General features: G+C 66.1%; 22 protein-coding genes. 5 read left to right on the top strand and 17 right to left on the bottom strand.

Annotation, left to right across the window (positions count from 1 at the left end; all coding sequences use genetic code 11):
- Positions 1-21 precede the first annotated feature (21 nt).
- Together RR928_RS04175 and RR928_RS04170 are read right to left on the bottom strand one after the other, a co-directional pair.
- Complete coding sequence (locus RR928_RS04175; RefSeq protein WP_332537467.1) at positions 22-2,484, bottom strand: TonB-dependent siderophore receptor; 2,463 nt, start codon at positions 2,482-2,484, stop codon at positions 22-24.
- A gap of 127 nt (positions 2,485-2,611) precedes the next feature.
- A complete protein-coding gene (locus RR928_RS04170; RefSeq protein ID WP_332537468.1) occupies positions 2,612-3,883 on the bottom strand; it encodes a sigma-70 family RNA polymerase sigma factor in 1,272 nt (423 codons plus the stop codon).
- Between the two features lie 451 nt (positions 3,884-4,334).
- On the opposite strand from RR928_RS04170, the gene RR928_RS04165 reads away from it, so the two are divergent.
- Positions 4,335-4,844 (top strand): DUF1993 domain-containing protein, encoded by a 510-nt coding sequence (locus tag RR928_RS04165; protein WP_332681568.1) that lies wholly within the window; start codon positions 4,335-4,337, stop codon positions 4,842-4,844.
- A 37-nt stretch (positions 4,845-4,881) separates the two neighbouring features.
- On the opposite strand, the gene RR928_RS04160 is transcribed toward RR928_RS04165, so the two are convergent.
- The 14 genes from RR928_RS04160 to RR928_RS04095 form a co-directional block, all read right to left on the bottom strand.
- Positions 4,882-5,379, bottom strand: a complete 498-nt coding sequence (locus tag RR928_RS04160; protein ID WP_332681567.1) for an AAA family ATPase — start codon at positions 5,377-5,379, stop codon at positions 4,882-4,884.
- 200 nt (positions 5,380-5,579) lie between these two features.
- Entirely contained in the window at positions 5,580-6,932 is a 1,353-nt protein-coding gene (locus RR928_RS04155) for an amidase (protein ID WP_332547476.1), read from the bottom strand.
- A gap of 31 nt (positions 6,933-6,963) precedes the next feature.
- Positions 6,964-7,938: an ABC transporter substrate-binding protein gene (locus RR928_RS04150; protein ID WP_332547478.1), complete on the bottom strand. Its 975-nt coding sequence runs from the start codon at positions 7,936-7,938 to the stop codon at positions 6,964-6,966.
- A gap of 21 nt (positions 7,939-7,959) precedes the next feature.
- Entirely contained in the window at positions 7,960-8,820 is an 861-nt protein-coding gene (locus RR928_RS04145; protein WP_332547480.1) for an ABC transporter permease, read from the bottom strand.
- A gap of 4 nt (positions 8,821-8,824) precedes the next feature.
- Positions 8,825-9,637, bottom strand: a complete 813-nt coding sequence (locus tag RR928_RS04140; protein WP_332537480.1) for an ABC transporter ATP-binding protein — start codon at positions 9,635-9,637, stop codon at positions 8,825-8,827.
- A 181-nt stretch (positions 9,638-9,818) separates the two neighbouring features.
- Positions 9,819-10,799 (bottom strand): Bug family tripartite tricarboxylate transporter substrate binding protein, encoded by a 981-nt coding sequence (locus RR928_RS04135; RefSeq protein WP_332681566.1) that lies wholly within the window; start codon positions 10,797-10,799, stop codon positions 9,819-9,821.
- 63 nt (positions 10,800-10,862) lie between these two features.
- The gene (locus tag RR928_RS04130; protein ID WP_332681565.1) at positions 10,863-11,804 is read right to left on the bottom strand and encodes a dihydrodipicolinate synthase family protein; all 942 of its coding nucleotides are present in this window, start codon (positions 11,802-11,804) and stop codon (positions 10,863-10,865) included.
- Between the two features lie 38 nt (positions 11,805-11,842).
- Positions 11,843-12,514: an amino acid ABC transporter permease gene (locus tag RR928_RS04125; protein ID WP_332547486.1), complete on the bottom strand. Its 672-nt coding sequence runs from the start codon at positions 12,512-12,514 to the stop codon at positions 11,843-11,845.
- Between the two features lie 3 nt (positions 12,515-12,517).
- Positions 12,518-13,198, bottom strand: coding sequence for an amino acid ABC transporter permease (locus RR928_RS04120; protein ID WP_332547487.1), 681 nt, complete (start codon positions 13,196-13,198; stop codon positions 12,518-12,520).
- Complete coding sequence (locus tag RR928_RS04115) at positions 13,195-13,935, bottom strand: amino acid ABC transporter ATP-binding protein (protein WP_332537490.1); 741 nt, start codon at positions 13,933-13,935, stop codon at positions 13,195-13,197. Before RR928_RS04115 ends, RR928_RS04120 begins: the two co-directional genes overlap by 4 nt.
- Positions 13,935-14,786, bottom strand: a complete 852-nt coding sequence (locus tag RR928_RS04110; protein WP_332537492.1) for a transporter substrate-binding domain-containing protein — start codon at positions 14,784-14,786, stop codon at positions 13,935-13,937. The genes RR928_RS04115 and RR928_RS04110 overlap by 1 nt, the downstream gene beginning before the upstream one ends.
- 46 nt (positions 14,787-14,832) lie before the next feature.
- Positions 14,833-16,308 (bottom strand): dihydropyrimidinase, encoded by a 1,476-nt coding sequence (gene hydA, locus RR928_RS04105; protein WP_332681564.1) that lies wholly within the window; start codon positions 16,306-16,308, stop codon positions 14,833-14,835.
- Between the two features lie 10 nt (positions 16,309-16,318).
- Complete coding sequence (locus RR928_RS04100; protein WP_332681563.1) at positions 16,319-17,098, bottom strand: SDR family oxidoreductase; 780 nt, start codon at positions 17,096-17,098, stop codon at positions 16,319-16,321.
- Between the two features lie 181 nt (positions 17,099-17,279).
- Positions 17,280-18,197: a LysR substrate-binding domain-containing protein gene (locus RR928_RS04095; protein WP_332537498.1), complete on the bottom strand. Its 918-nt coding sequence runs from the start codon at positions 18,195-18,197 to the stop codon at positions 17,280-17,282.
- Between the two features lie 118 nt (positions 18,198-18,315).
- Here RR928_RS04095 and RR928_RS04090 point away from each other — a divergent pair, with 118 nt between their 5' ends.
- Genes RR928_RS04090 through yghU form a run of 3 tightly spaced genes read left to right on the top strand, consistent with a single transcriptional unit; the run spans position 18,316 to position 21,227 of the window.
- Positions 18,316-18,975 carry an aspartate/glutamate racemase family protein gene (locus RR928_RS04090; RefSeq protein ID WP_332681561.1) on the top strand — a complete coding sequence of 220 codons (660 nt, stop codon included), beginning with the start codon at positions 18,316-18,318 and terminating at the stop codon, positions 18,973-18,975.
- Between the two features lie 5 nt (positions 18,976-18,980).
- Positions 18,981-20,396, top strand: coding sequence for an FAD-binding oxidoreductase (locus RR928_RS04085; RefSeq protein WP_332681560.1), 1,416 nt, complete (start codon positions 18,981-18,983; stop codon positions 20,394-20,396).
- A 57-nt stretch (positions 20,397-20,453) separates the two neighbouring features.
- A complete protein-coding gene (yghU, locus tag RR928_RS04080) occupies positions 20,454-21,227 on the top strand; it encodes a glutathione-dependent disulfide-bond oxidoreductase (protein WP_332537502.1) in 774 nt (257 codons plus the stop codon).
- Positions 21,228-21,297: 70 nt separating this feature from the next.
- On the opposite strand, the gene RR928_RS04075 is transcribed toward yghU, so the two are convergent.
- A complete protein-coding gene (locus RR928_RS04075) occupies positions 21,298-21,765 on the bottom strand; it encodes a nuclear transport factor 2 family protein (RefSeq protein WP_332537503.1) in 468 nt (155 codons plus the stop codon).
- Between the two features lie 85 nt (positions 21,766-21,850).
- Between RR928_RS04075 and RR928_RS04070 the strand changes: the two genes are divergently transcribed.
- Complete coding sequence (locus RR928_RS04070; protein ID WP_332681559.1) at positions 21,851-22,420, top strand: TetR/AcrR family transcriptional regulator; 570 nt, start codon at positions 21,851-21,853, stop codon at positions 22,418-22,420.
- The last annotated feature ends 232 nt before the right edge of the window (positions 22,421-22,652 follow it).

The following is a 22,652-nucleotide window of genomic DNA, read 5'->3' as shown; positions in this document are numbered from 1 at the left end:
AGGCGCTGCGGTCGGGAATGCTCAGAACTGGCCGCGCAGCGTCAATACCGCATTGCGCGGCGTTCCGTAGTAGTTGCCGCCGGTGGCGTAACCCACCGTCTGGTAATACACCTTGTCGAATACGTTGTTGAGGTTCAGCGACAGCGTCCAGCGTGGGTCGATGCGGTACTGCAGCATGGCATTCCATACGGCATAGCCACCCTGGGTGAAGTTGTAGCGGCCCCTTTCGTTCCAATCGGCGTCATAGAGTGTGTCTTCCACATGGTGCCTGCTCTGGATGTGGGCACTGGCGCCCACTTTCCAATGCGACAGCGCACCCGCCAGCGTATAGGCCGTGGACAGCTTGAGCAGATGCCTGGGCGTGATGCTGCTGTACGGCGCATTGGTCGTCTTGTCCCTGGTGCTGGTGAATGTATAGCCCGCAGCAATCTGCCAGCCCGGGCGCAGTTCGCCACCGATTTCGGCGTCGAAGCCGCGGCTGGTCACCTTGCCTTGCGGCAGATAGCAGCAGTTGCCTGACCACTCCTCGCGGGTGGTGGGATAGCGCGTATCCACCACCGCTGCACCGCTGCGCTCCACGTTGAACATGCTGAACGTGGCGTTGAGCCGGCCGTCGGCGAGTTCACCCTTGAGGCCGGCTTCATAGCTCTTGCCCTTGACGGGGTTCAGCGAGCTGCCGGGCGCCGGCCCGGCCTTGAAAAGCGCCTGGGGTTTCAGAATGGACGAATAGCTCGCATAGGCCGACCATTGAGAGTTCAGGTCATAGATGACGCCGCCATAGGGCATGGCCTTGGCGGGCTCGGAAAAGCGGCTGCCCGAACTCAGGCTCCATGCGCCGTCGGACTCCAGGGATTCATAGACCTGGTTGAAATCATATTTGGCATACCGGGCGCCGGCGATCACATGCAGACGGTCGCTGGGGTGCAGGCGCAGCAGCGCGTAGCCGCCGCGCTGCTCCTGTCCCCAGGGGTTGTAGCGGCGCGATATCTCACCGGCTGGCGCCGGATTCCAGGCGCCCGGCTGGTAGACGTCGATGGGCGTCACGCCCGCGGGCGTGGCAGAGTAGCCTACGTTCCAGAAGCTGTTGACTTTCTGCTGGTCCACGCCCAGCAGGAATTCATGCGCCCGCCCCGCCAGCTCGAAGGTGCCGGCCAGACTTGCGTCCAGCACGGTCTGCTGGTTCTGATACACATAGTGGCCGCCCCCATACCAGCTCACGCCGCTGCCCGTGGCGCGGTCCAGCGCACCGTAGGCAAACGCTGTCGAGCCGTCGTAATCCGATGTGGAGCGCGTGGCATTGAGCTTGAGCTTCCAGCGGTTGGCCAGGCGATGCTCGAGCGCGGCGAACAGCTCCGTCGTGTGCCGCTCACCGTTTGCCCAGGGCTGTGTGTAGGCCGTGTTGCGCGGCAGGGCGATGTCGCTGCCGTCGGCGTAGCGCGGCACATCGCCGCCGCCCTCGCCACGCGCCTTGATGTTTGCGCGGCTGGCACCGAATGTGAGCAGCGTGTCGGCTGCGAGGTCCGCCTCGATCACGCCGTACAGCTGGGGCGAACGTGTGTGCCTGATATCGACGTGGTAGTCGGTGTCCAGGTACGACAGCACGGCGCGGCCACGCACCCGGCCATCGAGGGCCAGCGGCCCGGTCGCGTCGACCATCGAATGGGAATGGTTCCAGCGGCCCAGCGACTGTTCCGCGACGAAGCGCGGTTCGGCCAGCGGCTTCTTGCGCACGACATTGATGATGCCCCCGGGATCGCCCACGCCGCCCAGCAGTCCCGAAGCGCCGCGCATGACTTCCACCCGGTCGTAGAAATCCAGGTTCTGGTTCACGCTGTAGGTGTAGCTGGCGATGTTCAGCGGAGCGCCGCCGTCGACCTGCATGCTGTCGATCTGAAAACCGCGCGCGTAGAAGTACGAAGATTCGAAGTTGAGCTTGCTGCTGGTGATGCCCGGCGTGGCATCCAGCGCGTCGCGTATGTCGACCATGCGGCGGTCGTCGAGCTGCTGGCGCGTGACCACCGACACCGACTGCGGAATCTCGCGAAACGACTGATCGGTCTTGGAGGCGATGCTGGTCACGCGGCTGGTGTAGGCGCCCGTGCCTTCGGTCGTGCCGTCGCTGGCGCGGCGCGCGGCGACGCGCACTTCGGCCAGCGAGGCCGTCGGGCCGGCGCGCTCCACCACCAGCGTCGACCCGTTCACATGGGCCGCAAGGCCGCTGCCTTCGAGCAGGCGTTGGACTGCGGCTGCGGGCGTGAGCGTGCCGCGCAGGGCAGGCGCCTTGCGGTCCTGCACCAGTTCGGCCGGGGCGAGCAACTGCAGGCCGGCCTGGCGCGCCAATTCGGACAGCGAAGCATCCAGCGGCTGGGCGGCGATGTCGAAGGCGCGCGTTGGCGTCGCGGCGGGCTGGGTCCAGGCAGAGGGCGCGGCCAGGGCCAGGACGGCCGCGGCGATCAGGTGGTGGCGGGCTTGGAGTGATGGCATGGGGGAACAACCTTGGAGATGAAAGCGAAGGGGCCGCTGGGCGGCTTCCAAGGTAGAGACGAACGAGTGCGCGACTTCCCTCAGGCTTTCTGCAAAAATCTTTGGCGCTGGCGCCAGCAGGAACGCCTCAGCGCCGTGCGATGTACAAGGTGCGCCCGGCGCTGGCGCCTTCTTCACGCACCGTGACCGGCAGGCTGCGCGGCAGCAGCCTGAGCCAGGCGCCGGCCTCGGCGATGCGCACGCGGCCAAAGACCGTGAGATCCGCCGCGTCGGGCGCGACGCGCAGCGCGACCGGGCTGTAGCGCGCCAGGCGCTGCACCGCCTGCTGCAGCGGCACATGGCGAAAGTCCAGCCAGCCGCTGCGCCAGGGCGCGACTTCGCCCGAGGCCGGCACGCGCTGCGCGCCTGCGTCGGCCGACCAGCGCAGCGCATCGCCCGCATGCAGGTCGATCTGCGCCTCACCCGGCGGCTGCACCCGCACATGGCCTTGCTCCACCGCCACGCGCAGATCGCCGGCGTCGCCCACGGCCACTTCGAAGCGCGTGCCCACCACGGTGATGCGCGCGCCCAGCGCCTCGACGATGAAAGGTCGCGCGGCATCGGCGGCGACACTGAAGAAGGCCGAGCCCGCGCGCAGCGCGACCGCGCGCCGCGCCGCGTAGTAACGGATTTCGGCGCGGCCTTGGGCATCGAGCGCAATGTGGCTGCCATCGGGCAAGTCCTTTTCCAACTGCTGGCCGCGCCGGGTCGCGAGCGCCATCTGCCATTCGGGAACGAACTGTCGCCAGGCCTGCCAGGCCACGCCGCCGGCCAGGCCCAGGCCGCCCACGCCCAGCAGCGTCGACAGCGCGCGCCGCCGGCCGCGCCGCTGCACTGCGGTATCGCCGCGCCAGCGCAGCAGCGCGGCTTCGACGGCGTCGAGCGCATGCCTGACTTCGCGCTCTATGGTCTTGACCGAAACGCCGTGCTGCCGGGCGAGTACCGCATGCGCCGTGCCTTCAAGTCTGTCGGCCAGAAAGATCGTGCGGCAACGCTCGGGCAGGGCTGCGAGCGCTGCATCGACGGCGGCCAGCGCCTCGCGGTGCAGATGGCCGTCGGCGATATCGCGCACCGCGGCCGCGGCGGGCATGTCGATGTTGCCGCTGGCGTCGAAGCGCTCGGCCGTGCGCCCCGCGCGGCGCAGGTGATCGATGGCCAGGTTGTCGGCCACCGCATAGAGATAGGCGCGCGTCACGCCCTGATGGCTCTCATCCGCACTTGGCCCGCGCTCTGCCAGGCGCAGCCAGGCGTCATGCACCAGATCCTGCGCGGTCTGCCGATTGCCGGTGCGCCTGGCCACGAAGCCGATCAGCGCGGAGTAGCTGTCGCAAAAGACATCGGAGATCAGGGAGTGGGACATGGCGGGCAGGGAAAGGGAAGACAGGAGGCAGGCGGCTATTTTAGAGAATAGTTCTCATTACCATCAAAGCTAGCGCGAAATGGCGAAAACAAGCCTCGCCTTGACCGACAAGCGCGCCGTGGGCCGTCCATCAGACTCAAACTTTCGGAGTGTGTTGGATGAACCCCTTGAATCCCGTTTGCGCCCTGGTCGCCGCTTGTGGTCCCAAATACGGTGAACCGGCCTCGCCGGCCGAGGTGCAATACCCCGAGAATTCACTCAACGGTTCGATCCGCTGACGGTGATCATGGACGAGATGCTGCGGCCCTCTTGGGGGGCGCCTGCGCGATTGCCGTCAGATGCGCGTCCTTGGGTATGCGCTGAAATGCCCATTTGCTGTTAGCCTGTCATGTGAGGCAAGGCTTGGCCCATGCCCGCCACCACCCGCATTCCCACGTCAAAGAGAACCCCCATGACCAGTCCGCTGTATACCGCTTCCGTTCCCGTCCTGCTGCAGATGCTGCGCGCCCTGTCCGATGTGCTCAAGAAGGCCGAAGAGCACGCGGCGCAAAAGAACATCGACCCCAACGCGCTGCTGCAGGCGCGGCTGTTCCCCGACATGTTCCCGCTGCTGCGCCAGGTGCAGATCGCTGCGGACTTCTCCAAGGGCCTCACATCGCGCCTGGCGGGTGCCGAAGTGCCATCGTGGCCCGACACCGAGACGAGCTTTGCCGACCTGCAGGCGTTGATCGCCAAGGCCCTGGCCCATGTCGAATCGTTCCAGCCCGAACAATTCGACGCGAGCGAAAGCCGCGAGATCGTGCTGCGCCCGGGCACGCCGAAGGAAAAGAAGCTTGGCGCCAGCGCTTACCTGCTGCATTACGGTCTGCCGCAGTTCTTTTTCCACGTGACCACGGCCTATGCCATCCTGCGCCACAACGGCGTGGAAATCGGCAAGCGCGACTACATGGGCGCGTACTGAGACTGACACGGGTCGCCGCGCGCTGCGGCGCCCCATCTCAGGCGTGGCGCACGACCACAAAGCCTTCTTGCTCCGTGGGCGCCACGAAATGGCGCGTGATCAAATCGAACTGGGCGTCGGAAGTCTCGAACGGATGTTCGCCCGTCGCATTTCTGGCGCGCAATCGCGCCCTGCACAGCTCGTCGGAGATATCCAGGAAGTGCAGCCGGTGCGCTGCGCCGGCAGGCTCGAAAATGCCGCGCGCCCAACTGCGTGTATCCGGCGTGTTGGCCGGGAAGTCGAGCACCACCGAGACGCCGGATCGCAGCAGCGCGGTGATGTGCGGCGCCATGGCGCCGCGCAGCCGGGCAGCGCAGCGCGCGTAATCGGCCAGGGCGTGAATCTCGCCGGGGTAGAGGCTGGACAGCCAGTCGTCCTCGTTGATGCGCACCGTGCGCGGTGCGGCGGCGAGTTGCCGGGCCAGCGTCGATTTTCCGGCGGCGATCTTTCCGCACAGCATGTGCAGCACGGCGGGCGAGGTTTCCAATGGGTTCATGCGATCTCCTGGGAGCTGAAAACCCCGGAGACAGAAAAAACCCGCCTCCAGGGGCGGGTTGCTTGGTGCTGTTCAGTCCGTGCGCCAACCCACCATCCCATGGATGGGGCGAATAATGGACACGGTATGCGAGCAGGCCATGCGCCCAGCATAGCGGCATCGGGCAACGCAGGCAAGCGCCGTTGCGGCGTGTCCTGGCGCTAGCGCGCCACCGGTGGTCTTTGCAGATGCCAGTCGGTGGACGCCTGATAGAAACAGCCCATGTCGATCAGCCGCTGCTCCTGAAGATGCGGCGCTATCAGCTGCATTCCCAGGGGCAGTGCATTTTCGGGGCTGAAGCCCACCGGCAGCGTGAGCGTGGGCAGGCCCAGATTCGTGAACGGCAAATTGAACACCGGCGAGCCCGTGGCGCCTATGCCCGCGGGCGCCGTGCCCAGCGCCGTGGGCGTCACCAGGATGTCGGCTTCGGTGAAGGCCTGGGCAAACGCCATCCGGTAGTCATTGCGCACCGACTGCGCCTGCAGATACTGGTCGGCGCTGATCTTCAGTCCTTCGGCGATGAAGGCCTGCAGCGAGGGGTCGAACAGTTCGCCGCGCGTCTTGAAGGTTTCGGCGTGGTAGCTCGCGACTTCCGCCTGCATGGTCACATGCTGGGCCCTGGCCGATTCGGCCAGGCCGCGCGGCGCCTTCACCGGGACCACGCGCACGCCGCTGGCGCGCAGATGGTCCAGTGCCTGCATCATCGCGGCGACGCCGGCCTGGTCCGCCGCGGCGAAATAGGCGTCCTCCAGAATGCCAAGGGTGTAGTCCTTGTGGCTGCGTATGCTCAGCGGCTGATAGGGCAGATAGCGCGTGGCTTCATCCGTGGGGTCCGGGCCCGACAGGGCATTGAAGACCAGCGCGCTGTCTTCGACGCTGTGGGTGAACGCGCCCACATGGTCCAGGCTGCGGCCGCAGGGGTAGACGCCGGTCTTGCTGATGCGGCCGAACGTGGCCTTGAGGGCGGTCACGCCATTGAAGGCCGCGGGGCGCGAGATCGAGCCTGCGGTCTGCGTTCCCAGCGTGAACAAGGCCATGCGCGCGCCCATGGCCGCGGCCGAGCCGCTGCTCGAGCCTCCCGGCGTGTGACCGGCGTTCCAGGCATTGGTCGTGGGCGGCGGGTTGCCGAGGTTGGCGAACTCGGTGGTGGTGGTCTTGCCCAGCAGCACGGCATCCTGGCCCTTCAGGATCTTGATGACCGTGGCGTCTTCATCAGGGATATGGCCCTGCAGGACCCTGGAGCCGGCTTCGGTGGGAATGCCCTGGGTGCAGATGATGTCCTTGGCGCCATACGGAATGCCAAACAGCAGCGGCAATTGCTGCAGCGTCGAGATCTTCCGGTCCAGGGCCCGGGCCTGCTCCCGGGCTTCGTCGAGCCGCAGGACCTTCCAGGCCTTGACCTGCGGCTCGGCGGCTTCGATGTTGCGCACGTATTCCTGCAGCAGCTCCGAAGGGCTGATGCTGCGGGATTCAAGCAATGCCCGGGCGGCCGTGAGCGTGTCGGGTGATGTCATGGGTGGATATTCCTTGGACTGGGCGCCGTGCTCACTTCGCTGCGATTACGCTTTGCGTGAACGAGCCCTGGACGATGTCGGCGTAGTTCATGTCGGTCTTGATGTTGCCGACGAACTTCTGCATGTCGATCGCCGTCCTGAACGCCTTCTCGGTGATCTGCACGTTGGCCGGGTAGACGTTGCTGTCGAGCATGCGCTGCACGGCCGCATTGACGACTGCGCCGTCAAGCGCGGCAAACTCCTTGCGCGCCACGGCCTTGGCCTTGTCGGGATTGGCATGCATGAATTTCAGCGAGTCATTGATGGCCTGCACGAAGCGGCCGACCAGCGCGGGGTTCTTGTCTATCAGCTGCTGCGAGGTGTTGATGGTCGAGAACGCGTATTCGGGGTATTCGGTGGTGAACGCATGGACCACTTTCATGCCCTGGGCAATGCCTTGCTCGACCTGGGGCTGGTAGGCCACGCTGAAGTCGGACTGGCCGGCCAGCACCGGGCCCAGTTCGGAGCCGTTCTGGACTTCGGTGACGCTGACGTCGGTCTTGTCCTTGAGGTTGTTGGCCAGCAGGAACCTCTTGAGCAGCGTGTTGGAGGTGCCGGGCGCCAGGCCCACCGTGACCTTCTTGCCTTTCATGTCCGCAGGCTTCTCGTAGGCCACGTCCTTGCGCGCCAGTATCCATACCGGCGCGCTGTTGGCCACGGCGCTCACGGCCTTGGCCTTGCCGCCGCGTTCCTGCGCGAAGCCGACATGCTCGGGGCCGTGCACCGAGAACTGGGCTTCGCCCGCGAGCACCGATGCCAGGGCCGTGGGGCCCGAGCCCGCGGAACGCACGACCGGGACGTCGATGTTGTGCTTCTTGAACATGCCTTCGTGCTTGGCGACATAGACGGGCAGGTACAGCAGGCTGTGGAAGGCTTCGGTCACCAGCACCTTGTCCTGCGCCATTGCCGAATGGGAGATTCCAAAACCAATCAAGGAGCTGACGACGATTTTTGCCAGAGCTTTCATTTTCAACCTTTCAGTGCTTGTTTACTTGGAATTCCACGGAAGAATGCTTTTCTCGATTTTCGAGACGACCACGTAGAGCACCACGGCCACGACCATGAGCATCATGATTCCCACCCATACGGCATTGAGGTTGAACAGGTTGCCGGAGACGAAAATCATGCGGCCCAGGCCCTTGTCGGAGGCAATGAATTCACCGCCGATCTCGGCAATCAGCGCAAAGCCGATATTCAGACGGAAGGAGGCGATGATCCACGGCAAGGTCGACGGAATGACCAGCTTGAGGAAGATCAGGCGTTTGGTGGCGCCCAGCGAGCGCATCAGATTCACCAGGCTGGTGTCGATCTGGTGCGTGCCCTGATAGGCCGACAGCAGCGAGACAATGAAGGTGGCGACAAATGCCAGTGCCACCTTGGACAGCATTCCCGAGCCGAACCAGATGATGATCATTGGCGCCAGCGCGATTTTGGGCAGGCCGTTCAAGGCGACAAAGAACGGGTCCAGAATGCGTGCCACATAAGGGAAGCACCACAGCAGCAGGCCGCAGAATGCGCCCGACAGACTGCCCACCAGAAAACCAATGAGCGTCGCCTCCACGGTGGCGTAGGTGTCCTGCCAAAGCTGGCCGGTGCCTATGAGGCGCATGGCTTCCTGGTAGATCCCGGCGGGCGAGCCCATCAGAAAGGCGTTGATCGCGCCCTGGTCGGCGGCGATCTGCCAGGCCGCGAGCACGCCGGCAATCATGGCGATGCGCAGCAGATTGGCGATCCAGAAACTGTTTTTCCAGGCAAAGGGCTTGCGTTTCCTGACCGGGGTTTTGACGGCTTGTGCCTTGCCGGCTGGCGCTGCGGCGGGCAGGGCGACGGAGTGGGTGGCTGTTGACATCGAATCACCGTCCAATCTGAATGTCGAGATCGGCCCAGATCGCATCGAAGAATTTCGAGTACATGGGGTCGTTGCGTGCCTTGAGGCAGGAGCCGTGCTTGCGTGCCAGGCCCACGTCATAGACCTTCTTCACGGACGTGGGGCGCTGCGTCATGACGGCCACGCGGTCCGACATGGCAATGGCTTCGCCGATGTCGTGGGTGATCAGCACCACGGTCTTGCCCGATTCGCGCAATATCGAGACGATTTCCTCTTCGAGCACCAGACGGGTCTGGTAATCCAGCGCGGAAAATGGCTCGTCCAGCAAAATGATGTCCGGGTCGGTGATCAAGGTCCGGATCAGCGCCACGCGCTGGCGCATGCCGCCTGACAGCGTATGCGGATAGGCCTTGGCGAAATCGGCAAGGCCGTATTTCTGCAGATAATCCATGGCCTTCTGTTTGCGCAGATCTGCGGGTATGCCTTCGATTTCCAGGCCCAGCACCACGTTTTCCAGAATCGTGCGCCAGGGGAACAGAAGATCGCGCTGCAGCATGTAGCCGATATTCGTGCCCACGCGCTTGTAGTTCATCTTGCGGTGAACGATGTCGCCGCTGGTGGGTGGCAGCAGGTTGGAGATGATGTTGAACATCGTCGTTTTGCCGCAGCCGCTGGGCCCAACGATGCTGATGAATTCCGATTCCCTGACATCCAAAGTGATGTCCTTGATGACTTCGACTTCATTGCCTTGCGCATCCTCGAAAGTCTTTTTGACTTTCTGCAATGAGAAGGCGACCGGCGCCTGTGCAAGCGCCACATCCTTGTCCAGAGTTTCCATGTGCTCTCCCGGGTAAGCGTCAGATTCACAATCAGCCCGGGAACATATGAGCAATTGACGTGCCAGTTGTTTTCCTGAAAATGCGCTGGATTCTCCTGGTGTTTGCACCAATTTCGCTCAGGACGGGATTGGTGTAGCTCGCATGTTGTGCAGAATCCGGGGCGAACGCCGCCCCGGCCTTTCATTGCCCAAGCACGGTGCCCAGCTGCGCCACCACCGGCTTCCACTTGGCGGCTTCGGCCTTGACATAGGCCGATGCCGCCGCGTCGCCGATATGCAGATCGGCGGAGATTCCCTGCTCGGCCAGCGTGGTTGCCATGGCCGGGGTGTTCATGACGGCCTTGGACGCATCGGCCAGGGCCTTCTTCACGGCAGGCGGCGTGCCGCGCGGCACGGCCACAACGTTCCACAGCATGGCGTCGAACGGCGCGGCCAGGTCGGCGGATTCGGCAATGGTGGGAATGTCGGGCGCCAATGCCAGGCGCTGCGCGGTGGCCACGCCGACGATATGCATGCGCCCGCTGCGGTGGAAGGGCAGCATCACGCCCAGCGTGCCCACGCACATTTCAATCGCCCCGCCCATCAGGTCCTGCATGGCCGGGCCCGCGCCCTTGTAGGGAATGTGCATCATGGGTGCGCCGGTCTGCTGCTTGAAGCGTTCCACGGACACATGCATCAAGGTGCCGGTGCCCGGCGAGCCGTAGTTGTATTTGCCGGGGTTGTGCCTGGCGGCAATCGCCAGCGTCTTGAGCGTCTTGGGCATGGAAGGGCCCACGGCAAAGGCAATCGGCGCGCCGCCGAGCACGGCGATGTAGTCGAAGTCATCGGCGGCGCTGTAGCGCGGCCTGGCTTCGGTGAGGTTGTAGAGGGCGTGGGTCGAGGCCGTGGCAAACAGCAGCGAGTAGCCGTCGGCCGGGCTGTTCTTCACATCGAGGCTGCCGAGCGCGCCCGAGGCGCCGCCCTTGTTCTCGACAATCACGCTCTGGCCCAGCTGCTTGCCCAGGGCTTCAGCGTAGAAGCGCGCAAAGCTGTCGACCGGCCCGCCGGGCGGAAAGGGCACGACCAGGCGCAGCGTTCGGGCCGGGTAGGCCTGGGCGCGTGCCGGCAAGGTGGTGGCGATGGTCGCAGCGCTGGAAGCCTGCAGAAAGTGTCTACGTTGCATGGTTGACTCCTCGGATCGCCAGCCGCCGGGCGCTGGTCGGGGTGGCAGGAAAAGGGCGTGGAATCAGCGCCCGCGTTCGCGCAGCGCCTGGTCCTGGCGCGCGATCAGGCGGCCGAGTTCGGCCAGGTCGATGGCGTTGAGCACCGGGCCGGGGCGGCGCACATAGGCCGAGCGGATCGCTCCGCGGCGCATCAGGGTTTCCTTGCGCAGCGCCAGGCCCAGGCCGTACTGGAATTCATGGCGCAGCAACGGCAGGTAGAGGTTGAACAGGTCTTCGGCTTCGTCGCCGCGGCCCTGCTCGAACAGCGCGCAGGCCTGGACCAGCATCTCGGGGTAGGCAAAGCCGGTCATCGCGCCGTCGGCGCCGCGCAGCATTTCCTGGGGCAGGAACAGCCCGCCATTGCCCACCAGCACGCTGATGCGCCGTATGCCGTCGGCCAGGCTTTGGCTGCGGACCTCGCTGAGCTTGCGCATGCCGGGGAAGTCCTCGTGCTTGAGCATCACGATCTGCGGGAAGTCATCGATGAGCTGCAGGATCACCGCCACCGACATGTGCACGCCGGTCACCTGCGGGAAGTCCTGCAGGCAGATCGGAATGTCCGGGCCCAGCAGCTGGGCCATGGCGGCGAAGTAGTTGTAGATCTGCTCGTCGGTCTTGAGATTGGCGACGGGCGCGAGCATCACGCCGGCCGCGCCCTGGTCCATGGCCGTCTTGGCCAGCCGCTCCACATGGCGGTTGGACGCATGGCTCACGCCGACCACCACCGGCACGCGGCCTTCGATGCGCCGCAGCACGCGGTCCATCACGGTGAGCGTTTCCTGCTCGGTGAGCTTGGGCGCCTCGCCCATCATGCCCAGGATGGTGAAGCCCGTGACGCCCTTTTCAAGGTAGAAGTCGGTCAGGCTGTCGGTGCTTTCAAGGTCGAGTGCGCCGCTGTCGGTGAACGGCGTGGCGGCAATGATGTAGACGCCCTTGGTGGTCTCGCTGATCTTTTCGGCAGTCATCGGTTTCCTTTGGAGAGAGGTTCTAGGGAGAGTGGTGCTCAGCGGCGCGCGCGGCGCTGCTCGAGCCGGCCCAGCCAGCGGGTCAGCGGCCACAGCAGCGCGAGGTACATCAGCGCGGCCAGCATCACGGGCGAGGGGTTGTAGACCAGCGACTGCGCGTCGCGCGCGGCGCGCATCAGCTCGGGCATGGCGACGACGCTGGCAATGCTGGTGAGCTTGACGATTTCGATGCCATTGCCCACCAGGTCGGGAAACACGTTGCGCACGGCCTGCGGAATCAGCACCAGGCGTATGGCCTGCAGCTGCGTGAGCCCGGTGCAGCGCGCGGCTTCCATCTGGCCCTTGGCCACGCCCTGCAGGCCGGCGCGAAACACTTCGGCGTAGTAGCTGGCGTTGTTGAGCACGAAGGCCAGCGCCACGGCCGTGACCTTGCCCAGCTCCAGGCCCAGGAACGGGCCGCCGAAATACACCAGGATCAGCAGCACCAGCGGCGGAAACGCGCGAAAGAAGTCGATGTAGGCAATGATGGTCCAGCGCAGCCAGCGCCGGCGCGACTGCGTCAGCCCCAGCGCCAGCAGCAGCCCGGCGGCCGCGCCCAGCGGAATCACCAGCGCCGACAGCCAGATGGTGGTCCACAGGCCGGCCAGCAGGTGCGGCAGCACCGCGGCATAGACTTCGAGATTGAAGAAGTTTTGAGTCAGGCTGTCCACGGTCTACCTCTGCTGCCAGTGTTGTTCGAGCCAGCGCGAGAAAACCACCAGCGGCAAGAAGACGACCAGGTAGGCAAACGCGGCCATCATCAGCGGCGTGGGGTTGCCCGAATGACTGCTTGCGCCCTGGGCGTTGTTGAGGATTTCGTTGAGCGCCACCACCGAGCCCAGCGCGGTGTTCTTGGTGATCGAGATCACGCGGTTGGTCAGCGGCGGCAGCGCGCGGCGCAGCGCCTGGGGCAGCACCACCAGGCGCATGGCCTGCCACCAGCGCATTCCCGTGGAGCGCGCGGCTTCGAGCTGGCCGCGCGGCACGGCCGAGATCCCGGCCCAGATGCTTTCCTCGGCATAGGCGGCCAGCACCAGCGACAGCGACAGCCAGGTGACGGCAAACGCCGACAGCGGCAGGCCCAGCGCGGGCAGGCCGAAATACAGCACGATCAGCACCACCAGCGGCGGCAGCGAACGCATGATGTCGGCAAAGGCAATGATGGGCAGCGTGAGCAGCCGGCTGCCCAGCGCGCGCGCCAGCGCCAGCAGCAGGCCCAGCAGCGTGCCGGTCACGACCACCGCCAGGCCCACGCCCACGGTCATCAGCGCGCCCGAGGCAATGACCGGCCAGTACTGCCGGGCCACCTCCGCGTTGAAGAAGGTGAACAGGAAACCGCTGTCTGCGCCCGTCATGTGAGCCGGCTCCCGTAGCGCGCCAGAAAGCTCTGGGTGCGCGGCTCGCGCGGATGCTCGAACATCTCGGCGGCCGTGCCTTGTTCCACCACCACGCCGCCGTCCATGAAGACCACGCGGTCGGCCGCCGCATGGGCAAAGGCCATCTCGTGGGTCACGACCAGCATGGTCATGCCGCGCAGGCGCAGGTCGCGCATCACGTTGAGCACGTCCTCGACAAGTTCGGGATCGAGCGCGCTGGTGGGCTCGTCAAACAGAATCACCTTGGGCTTGAGCGCCACGGCGCGCGCAATGCCCACGCGCTGCTGCTGTCCGCCCGAGAGTTCTCCGGGAAAGGCCTGGGCCTTGGCGCCCAGCCCCACCTGCTCCAGCGCCGCGCGCGCCAGTGCCTGGGCCTCGGCCTTGGTGCGGCGCTGCACATTGCGCAGCGCCAGCGCGACGTTGTCGAGCGCGTTGAGGTGCGGATACAGATTGAACTGCTGGAACACCATGCCCACGTCCTGGCGCAGGCGGTTGATGTCGACCAGGGCCGAGGTCACCTGGTGGCCGTTGGCCAGGATGGTGCCGCCGGTGGGGGTTTCCAGCAGGTTGCAGCAGCGCAGCATGGTGCTCTTGCCCGAGCCCGAAGGCCCGATCACGCAGACCAGCTCGCCGGCGTTGACTTCGAGGTCGACGCCGCGCAGCACCACGTTGTCGCCATAGGACTTTTGCAGCCCGGAAATTTCAAGAATCGGCATCAGGCGCACTTGGGGGTGACAGGGGTGGCGTCGTAGCCTTCGGTGCCGGGCACGCCCGTGCCCGGGGCGATCTTCACGGCAGCGTCGTCGGCGCCGGGCTGAAAGCCAAACCACTTCACGGCCAGCTTGGCGACGGTGCCGTCCTTCTTCATGCACTTGAGGGCGTTGGAGGCCGCGTCGCGCCCGGCCTTGTCGTCGGCGCGAAACGGCAGGGCCCAGACCAGGCCGGTCTTGATGGTGTAGCTGGTCTTGAGATTCGGGTTCTGCTTGGCGGCCCAGGCCACCACCGTGGTGCCGGCCAGGTTGTAGTCGGCGCGGCCCGACTGCACGGCCTGCACCGCGTCGGCATTGGCGCCATAGACGTCGAACTTGAAGCCGTACCTGGCGGCGTTGTCGCGCGCCCAGCCTTCGTAGTTCGAGCCCTTGTTGACCGCCACGGTCTTGCCCTTGAGGTCTTCGAGCTTGGCAATCGGCGGCGTGGCCTTGGTGCCCAGGAAGGTGTAGTCGGTGTCGAGATAGCCTTCGGTGAACAGCAGCGACTTGGCGCGTTCTGGCGTCACCGTGACCGGAGCGACCAGGAAGTCGTAGCGCTTGCTGTTGAGGCCGGGCACCAGGCCCGAGAACTCGGCGCCCTCGATCTCTATCTTGCGGCCCAGACGCCTGGCGAGTTCCTCGCCCAGATCGACGTTGAAGCCCTGCACGCCGCCGCCGAGCTTGGCCATGGCGTGCGGTGCAAACGTGGCGTCGACCGCGGTGCGCAGCGGCGCCTGCGCCATGGCGGCGGTGGCGGCCAGGCTCAGCAGCGCGGCGGGAAGGGCGCGAAGGCCCGAAAGAGGGGAAATGGACGGCATGGTGCTGCTCCTGGAGAAATCGAAGAAGGGAGAGGGAAGTGAAGCGTCAGTCGCGGCGCTGCAGGCCCACGAGTTCGCTGAAGCGCCCGCGTTCCAGCGACGGCGCGGGCCGGCTGGCCAGCGGGTCGGGCCGGCCGCGCGCGATGTACTGGCCGCTGCCGCGTTCCACCTGCAAGGCGTTGTCCCGCACCACGCAGCGGCCGCGGCTGAACACCGTCTCGGGCCAGCCCTGGATCTGGCGGCCTTCGTAGGGCGTGTAGCCCACGTTGTCGTGCAGCATTGCGCTGCTGACCTGCACGCTGCGCTCGGGGTTCCACAGCACGATGTCGGCGTCGGCGCCGACGGCAATCGATCCCTTGCGCGGCGCCAGGCCGTACATGCGCGCGTGGTTGGTGGCGGTGAGCGCGACGAATTCCTCTATGCTGATGCGGCCCTGCATCACGCCTTCGGAAAACAGCAGCGGCAGGCGCAGCTCTATGCCCGGCACGCCGTTGGCCATCTCCTTGAACGTGGTGGCCTCGCCCTTGGGCAGCTTGCCGGTGGCGTCGAAGCGATAGGGCGCGTGGTCCGACGAGTAGACGCCCAGCGTGCCGTCCTTCAGACCCTGCCACACCGCCTGCTGCGAATCGGCGTCGCGCGGCGGCGGGCTGCAGCAGAACTTCGCGCCTTCGACGCCCGGCAGATCGGCGTCGTCGGCTTCAAGAAACAGATACTGCGGGCAGCTTTCGGCATAGACCGCGGCGCCCAGCTGGCGCGCCTGGCGAATCACCTCGACGGTCTCGCGCCCGGCCACATGCACGATCAGCACCGGCACATCGGCCAGGCGCGCCAGCGCGATCGCGCGGTGCGTGGCTTCGGACTCGGCCAGCCTGTCGTGCGCCACCGCGTGGAACTTGGGCGCGACATGGCCGCGCTCGAGCAGGCGGTGGGCGATCCAGCGGATCATGTCGTGGTTCTCGGCGTGCATCATGATCAGCGCGCCTTGCTCGCCGGCGACGGCCATCACTTCAAGCAGCTGGTAGTCGTCGAGCTTGAGCTTGTCGTAGGTCATGTAGACCTTGAGCGAGGTGATTCCGTCCCTTATCACCTGCGGCAGGTGCTCGCGCAGCGCGGTCTCGTCGGGGTTGGTGAGAATCAGGTGAAAGCCGTAGTCGATCACCGCCTTCTCGCGCGCGAGCCGTGCATAGGCCTGCACCACTTCGGGGATGGAGTCGTTGCGGTGCTGGGCGGCAAACGACAAGATGGTGGTGGTACCGCCAAACGCCGCCGAGACCGTGCCCGAGTAGAAGTCGTCGGCGCACATCACGCCCATGCCCGAGAGCTGCTCGATGTGGCAGTGGCTGTCTATGCCGCCGGGCAGCACCCAGCGGCCGCTGGCGTCCACGTCCCGGGTGCCGGGCGGCAGATCGGCGGCGATGGCGACGATCACCCCGTCGCGCACGCCTATGTCGGCGTGGAAGCTGCGATCGGCATTGCTGATGCGGCCGTTGCGTATCGTGAGGTCGAAGGTATCTGGGGTCATGGCGTGCGGGCTAGAAAGTGCCGGGGTAGGAACCACCGTCAAGCAGCAAGTTCTGGGCCGTGATGAAGCCGGCCTGGGCGCTGCACAGGAACGCGCAGGCATCGCCGAACTCCTGCGGCCGGCCGAAGCGCCCGGCCGGATTGGCCGCGCGGCGCTGCGCCAGCACCTCGGCTTCGGGCTGGCCGTTGTCCTTGGCCCACTGGCGCGCGGTCTCGAGCAGGCGGTCGGTCTCGAACGGACCGGGCAGCAGGTTGTTGATGGTCACGTTGTGCGCCACGTTCTTGCGCGCGATGCCGGCGACAAAGCCGGTCAGGCCGGAACGCGCGCCGTTGGACAGCCCCAGGATGTCGATGGGCGCCTTCACGGCCGACGAGGTGATGTTGACGATGCGGCCAAAGCGCCGCGCAACCATGCCGTCCAGCGTGGCGCGGATCATCTCTATGGGCGCGAGCATGTTGGCGTCGAGCGCGGCAATCCAGGTGGCGCGGTCCCAGTCCTGGAAATGCCCGGGCTTGGGGCCGCCGGCGTTGTTCACCAGGATGTCGGGCGCGGGGTGGGCGGCGAGCGCCGCGGCGCGTCCTTCGGGCGTGGTGATGTCGGCCACGACCGCGTGCACGCGCACGCCATAGGTACGGCGGATATGTTCTGCCGTCTCTTCCAAAGTGTCACGGCCGCGCGCCAGCAGCGTGAGGCTGACGCCCTCGCCGGCCAGGGATTCGGCGCAGGCCCGGCCCAGGCCCTTGCTGGACGCGCAGACCAGTGCGTGGCGGCCTTCGAGTCCGAGCTTCATGCGGCCACCTCGCGATGGCTGCCCAGGGTTTCAGCGGGGTGGGAAGCAGCGGCGCAAGGCGCGCTGTGAAGGCGGGGACAAAGCATGGGGAACGGCCTTGGATGCGTTGAAGTTGCATCCATTATTCCGAGCGCCCGCACGCATGTCGCGTGACACTTTGACCGTCGTCATTAACATCGTGTTAATGGTCGTCGGCAGAAACCCGGAAGCCCTCGCGCTCCATCACGCGCTGCAGCACCTCGACAAACGCCTGCGCGGGCTGCGACATCGGCTCGGTGCGCAGCCGCACCAGCGTGGCCTTGAGCACCGGCGCGTTGAGCACCGGGCGCACCACGAACTTGCTGGCCGTCCAGCTGTTGGCCGAGAACTCGTCGACCAGCGCAATGCCCGCGCCGGCCTGCACCAGCGCGCAGGCGTTCTGCGGCGAGCCGGCCTCGATGGCCGCGCGCGCGGTCTCGCCTTCGGCCGCAAACAGCGCATGCACCATGGCGCCAAACGGCGACTCGCGGTCGTAGCCGATCAGCGGAAACGGCAGCAGATCGGCCACCGAGAGCGTGGCGCGCCGCGCCAGCGGGTGGTTGTACGGGCAGATGCAGACCAGGCGCCCGCTGCCCAGCTCCTCCATCTCGAGATTGGGGTGGTTCACGGGGAGAATCGTCAGCGCCAGATCGGCCTGGCGGTTGAGCAGGCGCTCGGTCAGCGGCGCATGGCCCAGGTACTGGAAGGTCAGCTTGACCTGCGGATTGCTGTGGCGGAACTCGGCCATGGCCAGCGGCACCAGCGCCTGGCCCACGCTGGGGCTGGCGACGAGATTCAGAATGCCTTCCTGGTGCTCGCCAAGTTCGCGCGCCAGTTCGTTGACGCGCTTGACGCCCGCATACACCAGCTCGACTTCATGGAACAGCTTCTTGGCCTCGGGCGTGGCGAACAGCCGTCCGCGGATGCGCTCGAACAGCGCAAAGCCCACGCGCGCCTCGGTATGCGACAGCAGCCGGCTGACCGCGGGCTGGGAAACGAACAGCAGCTGCGCCGCGCCGCGTATCGAGCCGGTGATCATGACGGCGCGGAAAACTTCGATCTGGCGGAGATTGAATGCCATGGGGAAATGCGCTGTTGAATAACAAGGTGTTAATGATGACGCATGAATTGGCAAGTGTTCAAGTGGCTTGGCGCTTCTACACTCGCAACAGTTTCTCCACGCTTGCACAAGGCAGCCCATGCGCGACACGCTTTACGTCATCAATCCCAACAGCAGCCAGGCGGTCACCGCCGGCATAGACATTGCGATGGCGCCGCTGCGCCGCGCGGGCGGACCGCGCATCGAATGCGTGACGCTGGCCGACGGCCCGCCGGGCGTGCAGACCCAGCAGGACGTGGACCGCGCCGCGCTGTCGGTGCTGCGCTTCGCGCAGGAGCACCAGCAAAGCGCCGCGGGCTTCATCACCGCCTGCTTCAGCGACCCGGGACTGCACATGCTGCGCGAGCTGCCGCGCACGCTGGCGCTGGGCATCAGCGAATGCGGCGCGCTCACCGCGCTGACGCTGGGCCAGCGCTTTGGCGTGATTGCCATCTTGCAGGGCTCGATTGCGCGCCACTGGCGCAACTGGGGCGCAATGGGCATCACGCAGCGCGTGGCCGGCGAGGTGGCCATAGGCCGCGGCGTCACGGCCCTGGCCGACCATGACGCGACGCTGGCCGCGATGGTCGCCGCGGGCCTGCGGCTGCGCGACGAACACGGCGCGAACGTGCTGCTGATGGGCTGCGCCGGCATGGCCACGTTTCGCGCGCCGCTGGAAGACGCCGTCGGCCTGCCCGTGGTCGAGCCCACGCAGGCGGCGGTCGCCATGGCGCTGGGCCGCATCCAGCTGGGCTGGTGAGCGCCATGGGCAATCTGCACCCCCAACTGCTGCGCCGCCTGCATGCGGCCGTCGGCGACGCCGGCCTGGTGGTCGACAGCGCTGCCAAGACCCCCTATGAAAGCGACTGGCTCGGCAAGTGGAGCGGGCGCAGCAGCATCGTCGTGCGCCCGGCCGACACCGCCCAGACCGCGGCCGTGATGTGCATCTGCCACGAGACGCATACGCCGGTCGTGACCCAGGGCGGCAACACCGGCATGAGCGGCGGCGCCACGCCCGATGCCAGCGGCGCCCAGGTGGTGCTGAGCATGGTGCGCATGAACGCCATCCGCGCCGTCGACCCGCTGAACAACACGCTCACTTGCGAGGCCGGCGCGCTGCTGGCCCATGTCCAGGCCGCGGCGCAGGAAGTCGATCGCTTTTTTCCGCTGAGCCTGGGCTCCGAAGGCAGCTGCACCATTGGCGGCAATCTCGCGACCAATGCCGGCGGCATTGCCGTGCTGCGCTACGGCAACGCGCGCGCGCTGTGCCTGGGCCTGGAAGTCGTGCTGCCCGACGGGCGCGTCTGGCATGGCCTGCGCGCGCTGCGCAAGGACAACACCGGCTATGACCTGCGCGATCTGTTCATAGGCTCGGAAGGCACGCTGGGCGTGATCACCGCCGCCGTGCTCAAGCTCTCGCCGCGGCCCGTGGCGCGTGCCACGGCCTGGGTGGGCGCGCGCGATATCCAGGCGCTGGTGGGCTTGCTCGCGCAGCTGCAGGCGCGCTGCGGCGAGCGGCTGGTGGCCTTCGAGATGATCTCGGCGCCGTCGCTGGCGCTGATCCTGGAGCATGTCAGCGAGGTGCGCGCGCCGCTGGCGGGCGGGCACGCGTTTCACGCGCTGATCGAGCTGGCCGACACCCAGGGCGAGGGCCTGGCGGCGCTGCTGGAAACCAGCCTCGAGCAGGCGCTGGCCGCGGGCAGCGTGCAGGACGCGGTGCTGAGCGCCAGCGGCGCCCAGACCCAGGCCTTGTGGAAGATCCGCGAAGGCATCTCGCAGGCCCAGCTGCGCGCGGGCAAGGCCATCAAGCACGACATTGCGCTGCCGATCTCGGCGATTGCCGACTTCGTTCAGGCCGCCGACGCCGCGCTGCGCGCGCAGCAGCCCGCAGTGCGCATCATCAACTTCGGCCATCTGGGCGACGGCAATCTGCACTACAACGTGCTGCTGCCGCTGGACACGCCGGCCGAATCGCTGGCCGAGGCGACGGCGCAGTGCAATCGCATCGTGCATGACCTGGTCGCGGCCGCCAACGGCTCGATCAGCGCCGAGCACGGCGTGGGCCAGCTGCGGCGCGACGAGATGCGCCACTACAAGTCGCCAGTCGAGTTCGATCTGATGATGCGCATCAAGCAGTCGCTGGACCCCAACCAGATCATGAATCCGGGCAAGCTGGTCTGAGCGCTGCAGGCCGCGGCCATCCGTTCTATCCTATGCGCTCAACTGAAGGAACAACGCATGGAACACAAGCCCGCCGAAAAGGTCTGGACCCCGCCGCCCGCACTGGGTGGGCGCTTCGGCAATATCAACCGACCCACGGCCGGCGCGCAGTTCACGCAGGAACTCGCGCGCGGCGACAAGCCCTTGCAGCTGTATTCGATGGAGACGCCCAACGGCGTCAAGGTGGCCATCCTGCTGGAGGAACTCGCGGCGCTGGGAGTTGCCGGCGCGGCCTACGATGCCCACCGCATCGACATCATGAAAGGCGAGCAGTTCGGCAGCGGCTTTGTCGCGATCAACCCCAACTCGAAGATTCCGGCGCTGGTCGACCAGAGCGAGACGCCCGCGCTGCCGATCTTCGAATCGGGCGCGATCCTGCTGTATCTGGCCGAGAAGTTCGGGCATTTCCTGCCCGCCGGCGCGCAGCGCGCGCAGTGCCTGTCGTGGCTGTTCTGGCAGATGGGCAGCGCGCCGTATCTGGGCGGCGGCTTCGGGCACTTCTATGTCTACGCACCCGAGAAGATCCAGTATGCGATCGACCGTTTCACCATGGAGACCAAGCGCCAGCTGAGCGTGCTCGACAACCAGCTGCAGGACAACGAGTACCTTTGCGGCAGCGAATACTCGATTGCCGACATCGCAATCTGGCCCTGGTATGCCGGGGTGGCGCTGGGCCGGGTCTACGACGCCGCCGAATTCCTCGATGCCCAGGCCTACCCCCATCTGCTGCGCTGGGCGCATCAGATCGATGCGCGGCCCGCGGTGCAGGCCGGGCGCGCGCTGTTCAAGTAGGCGCAGCTGGCGGCGGCGCGCAGCGACAAGGCCGGAAGAACCTGGCGGCTTTTGCGGCCGCCTGTGGGGATCAAAGCCCCAGCGCGCTCAGCCCCGGGTGGTCGTCGGGCCGGCGTCCCAGTGGCCAGTGGAATTTACGCTCCGATTCCAGGATGGGCAGGTCGTTGATGCAGGCGTAACGCCGGCGCATCAGGCCGTCGGCCGCAAACTCCCAGTTTTCGTTCCCATACGAGCGCGACCAGTTGCCGGCGTCGTCATGCCACTCATAGGCGTAGCGAACGGCGATGCGATTTTCTCCATGCAGCCAGAGCTCCTTGATGAGCCGGTAGTCCAGTTCCTTCTTCCACTTCCTCTCCAGCAGAGCCTGGGCTTCGGCTCGATTGTTGGCGAATTCGGCACGGTTGCGCCACTGCGTATCCAGGGTATAGGCCAGCGCGACCTTGGCCGCGTCGCGCGTGTTCCAGCCGTCTTCGGCCAGACGAACCTTCTGGATGGCGGTTTCAACAGTGAATGGGGGCAGGGGTGGGCGTGTTTCCATGATGAACCTCTATACAAGCATGTAGAACGATCTGTCTACATGGCGGATGCTATTCGATGTAGAACGATCTGTCTACAATGCCTGCATGAATTCCGACACACAATCTCTTGACTCACTGCCGCCGCGCGAGCGCATCCTGGTGGCGGCCCATGGGCTTTTTTACCGCGATGGAATACGGGCGACGGGTGTGGACCGGATCATCGATCTGTCGATGGTCAGCAAGGTCACGTTCTACCGGCAGTACGCCAGCAAAGACGAGTTGATCAAGGCTTACCTGGATTACCGGCACCAGGGCTGGATGTCCTGGTTCAACAGCAGCTTGATGCAACATTCCCGCGACGGCGCTGGCGCGGCCGCGGCGCTGGCGCGCACTCTCGGCGACTGGTTTGGGCAGTCGGGCTTTCGCGGCTGCGCTTTCCTCAATGCGGCGGCGGAATTGGGGTCTGCGGATCCCGCGATCCTGGAGATGGTGCGCAGGCACAAGAACGAGATGGCAGGCGTTCTGGATGCGTTGTTCGCGCGCGACGCGGTCTGCGCCGGCCAGCGGCTTTCACTGGCCGTGGACGGCGCCATCGTCCATGCACAGATGGGCCAGCCGCGGGATGAAGTGCTGGAGAACTTCAAGGCCGTAGTCGAAAGAATCGTCGGCAGTTAACGGTCTGCGGCGCCGTTGAGACAGGCTTGCTTGACCACTTCGCGCACCGCCGACTCCAGATCGGAGCCGGCAAAGCCGTCCTACAGCCCGACCAGCTGCGTCATCAGCGCTTAGGGCGCGGGCTGCTTGAGTCCGCGGCGGATGTAGATGTCGATGATCTCGCGGCGTTCCTCGCGCGTGGCCAGGTCGACAAAGAACAGCTCGTCAAAGCGCCCGCGGCGCAGCAGCTCGG

This window comes from Comamonas sp., from assembly GCF_036666375.1.
Classification (GTDB): domain Bacteria; phylum Pseudomonadota; class Gammaproteobacteria; order Burkholderiales; family Burkholderiaceae_C; genus Comamonas.
Note: the sequence above shows the minus strand (reverse complement) of the source record. Positions and strands in the feature narration are given on the sequence as shown.

Coding starts and splice junctions, on each gene's coding strand:
- RR928_RS04175 (WP_332537467.1), bottom strand. CDS start 2,484: ATGCCATCACTCCAAGCCCGCCACCACCTGATCGCCGCGGCCGTCCTG.
- RR928_RS04170 (WP_332537468.1), bottom strand. CDS start 3,883: ATGTCCCACTCCCTGATCTCCGATGTCTTTTGCGACAGCTACTCCGCG.
- RR928_RS04165 (WP_332681568.1), top strand. CDS start 4,335: ATGACCAGTCCGCTGTATACCGCTTCCGTTCCCGTCCTGCTGCAGATG.
- RR928_RS04160 (WP_332681567.1), bottom strand. CDS start 5,379: ATGAACCCATTGGAAACCTCGCCCGCCGTGCTGCACATGCTGTGCGGA.
- RR928_RS04155 (WP_332547476.1), bottom strand. CDS start 6,932: ATGACATCACCCGACACGCTCACGGCCGCCCGGGCATTGCTTGAATCC.
- RR928_RS04150 (WP_332547478.1), bottom strand. CDS start 7,938: ATGAAAGCTCTGGCAAAAATCGTCGTCAGCTCCTTGATTGGTTTTGGA.
- RR928_RS04145 (WP_332547480.1), bottom strand. CDS start 8,820: ATGTCAACAGCCACCCACTCCGTCGCCCTGCCCGCCGCAGCGCCAGCC.
- RR928_RS04140 (WP_332537480.1), bottom strand. CDS start 9,637: ATGGAAACTCTGGACAAGGATGTGGCGCTTGCACAGGCGCCGGTCGCC.
- RR928_RS04135 (WP_332681566.1), bottom strand. CDS start 10,799: ATGCAACGTAGACACTTTCTGCAGGCTTCCAGCGCTGCGACCATCGCC.
- RR928_RS04130 (WP_332681565.1), bottom strand. CDS start 11,804: ATGACTGCCGAAAAGATCAGCGAGACCACCAAGGGCGTCTACATCATT.
- RR928_RS04120 (WP_332547487.1), bottom strand. CDS start 13,198: ATGACGGGCGCAGACAGCGGTTTCCTGTTCACCTTCTTCAACGCGGAG.
- RR928_RS04115 (WP_332537490.1), bottom strand. CDS start 13,935: ATGCCGATTCTTGAAATTTCCGGGCTGCAAAAGTCCTATGGCGACAAC.
- RR928_RS04110 (WP_332537492.1), bottom strand. CDS start 14,786: ATGCCGTCCATTTCCCCTCTTTCGGGCCTTCGCGCCCTTCCCGCCGCG.
- hydA (WP_332681564.1), bottom strand. CDS start 16,308: ATGACCCCAGATACCTTCGACCTCACGATACGCAACGGCCGCATCAGC.
- RR928_RS04100 (WP_332681563.1), bottom strand. CDS start 17,098: ATGAAGCTCGGACTCGAAGGCCGCCACGCACTGGTCTGCGCGTCCAGC.
- RR928_RS04095 (WP_332537498.1), bottom strand. CDS start 18,197: ATGGCATTCAATCTCCGCCAGATCGAAGTTTTCCGCGCCGTCATGATC.
- RR928_RS04090 (WP_332681561.1), top strand. CDS start 18,316: ATGCGCGACACGCTTTACGTCATCAATCCCAACAGCAGCCAGGCGGTC.
- RR928_RS04085 (WP_332681560.1), top strand. CDS start 18,981: ATGGGCAATCTGCACCCCCAACTGCTGCGCCGCCTGCATGCGGCCGTC.
- yghU (WP_332537502.1), top strand. CDS start 20,454: ATGGAACACAAGCCCGCCGAAAAGGTCTGGACCCCGCCGCCCGCACTG.
- RR928_RS04075 (WP_332537503.1), bottom strand. CDS start 21,765: ATGGAAACACGCCCACCCCTGCCCCCATTCACTGTTGAAACCGCCATC.
- RR928_RS04070 (WP_332681559.1), top strand. CDS start 21,851: ATGAATTCCGACACACAATCTCTTGACTCACTGCCGCCGCGCGAGCGC.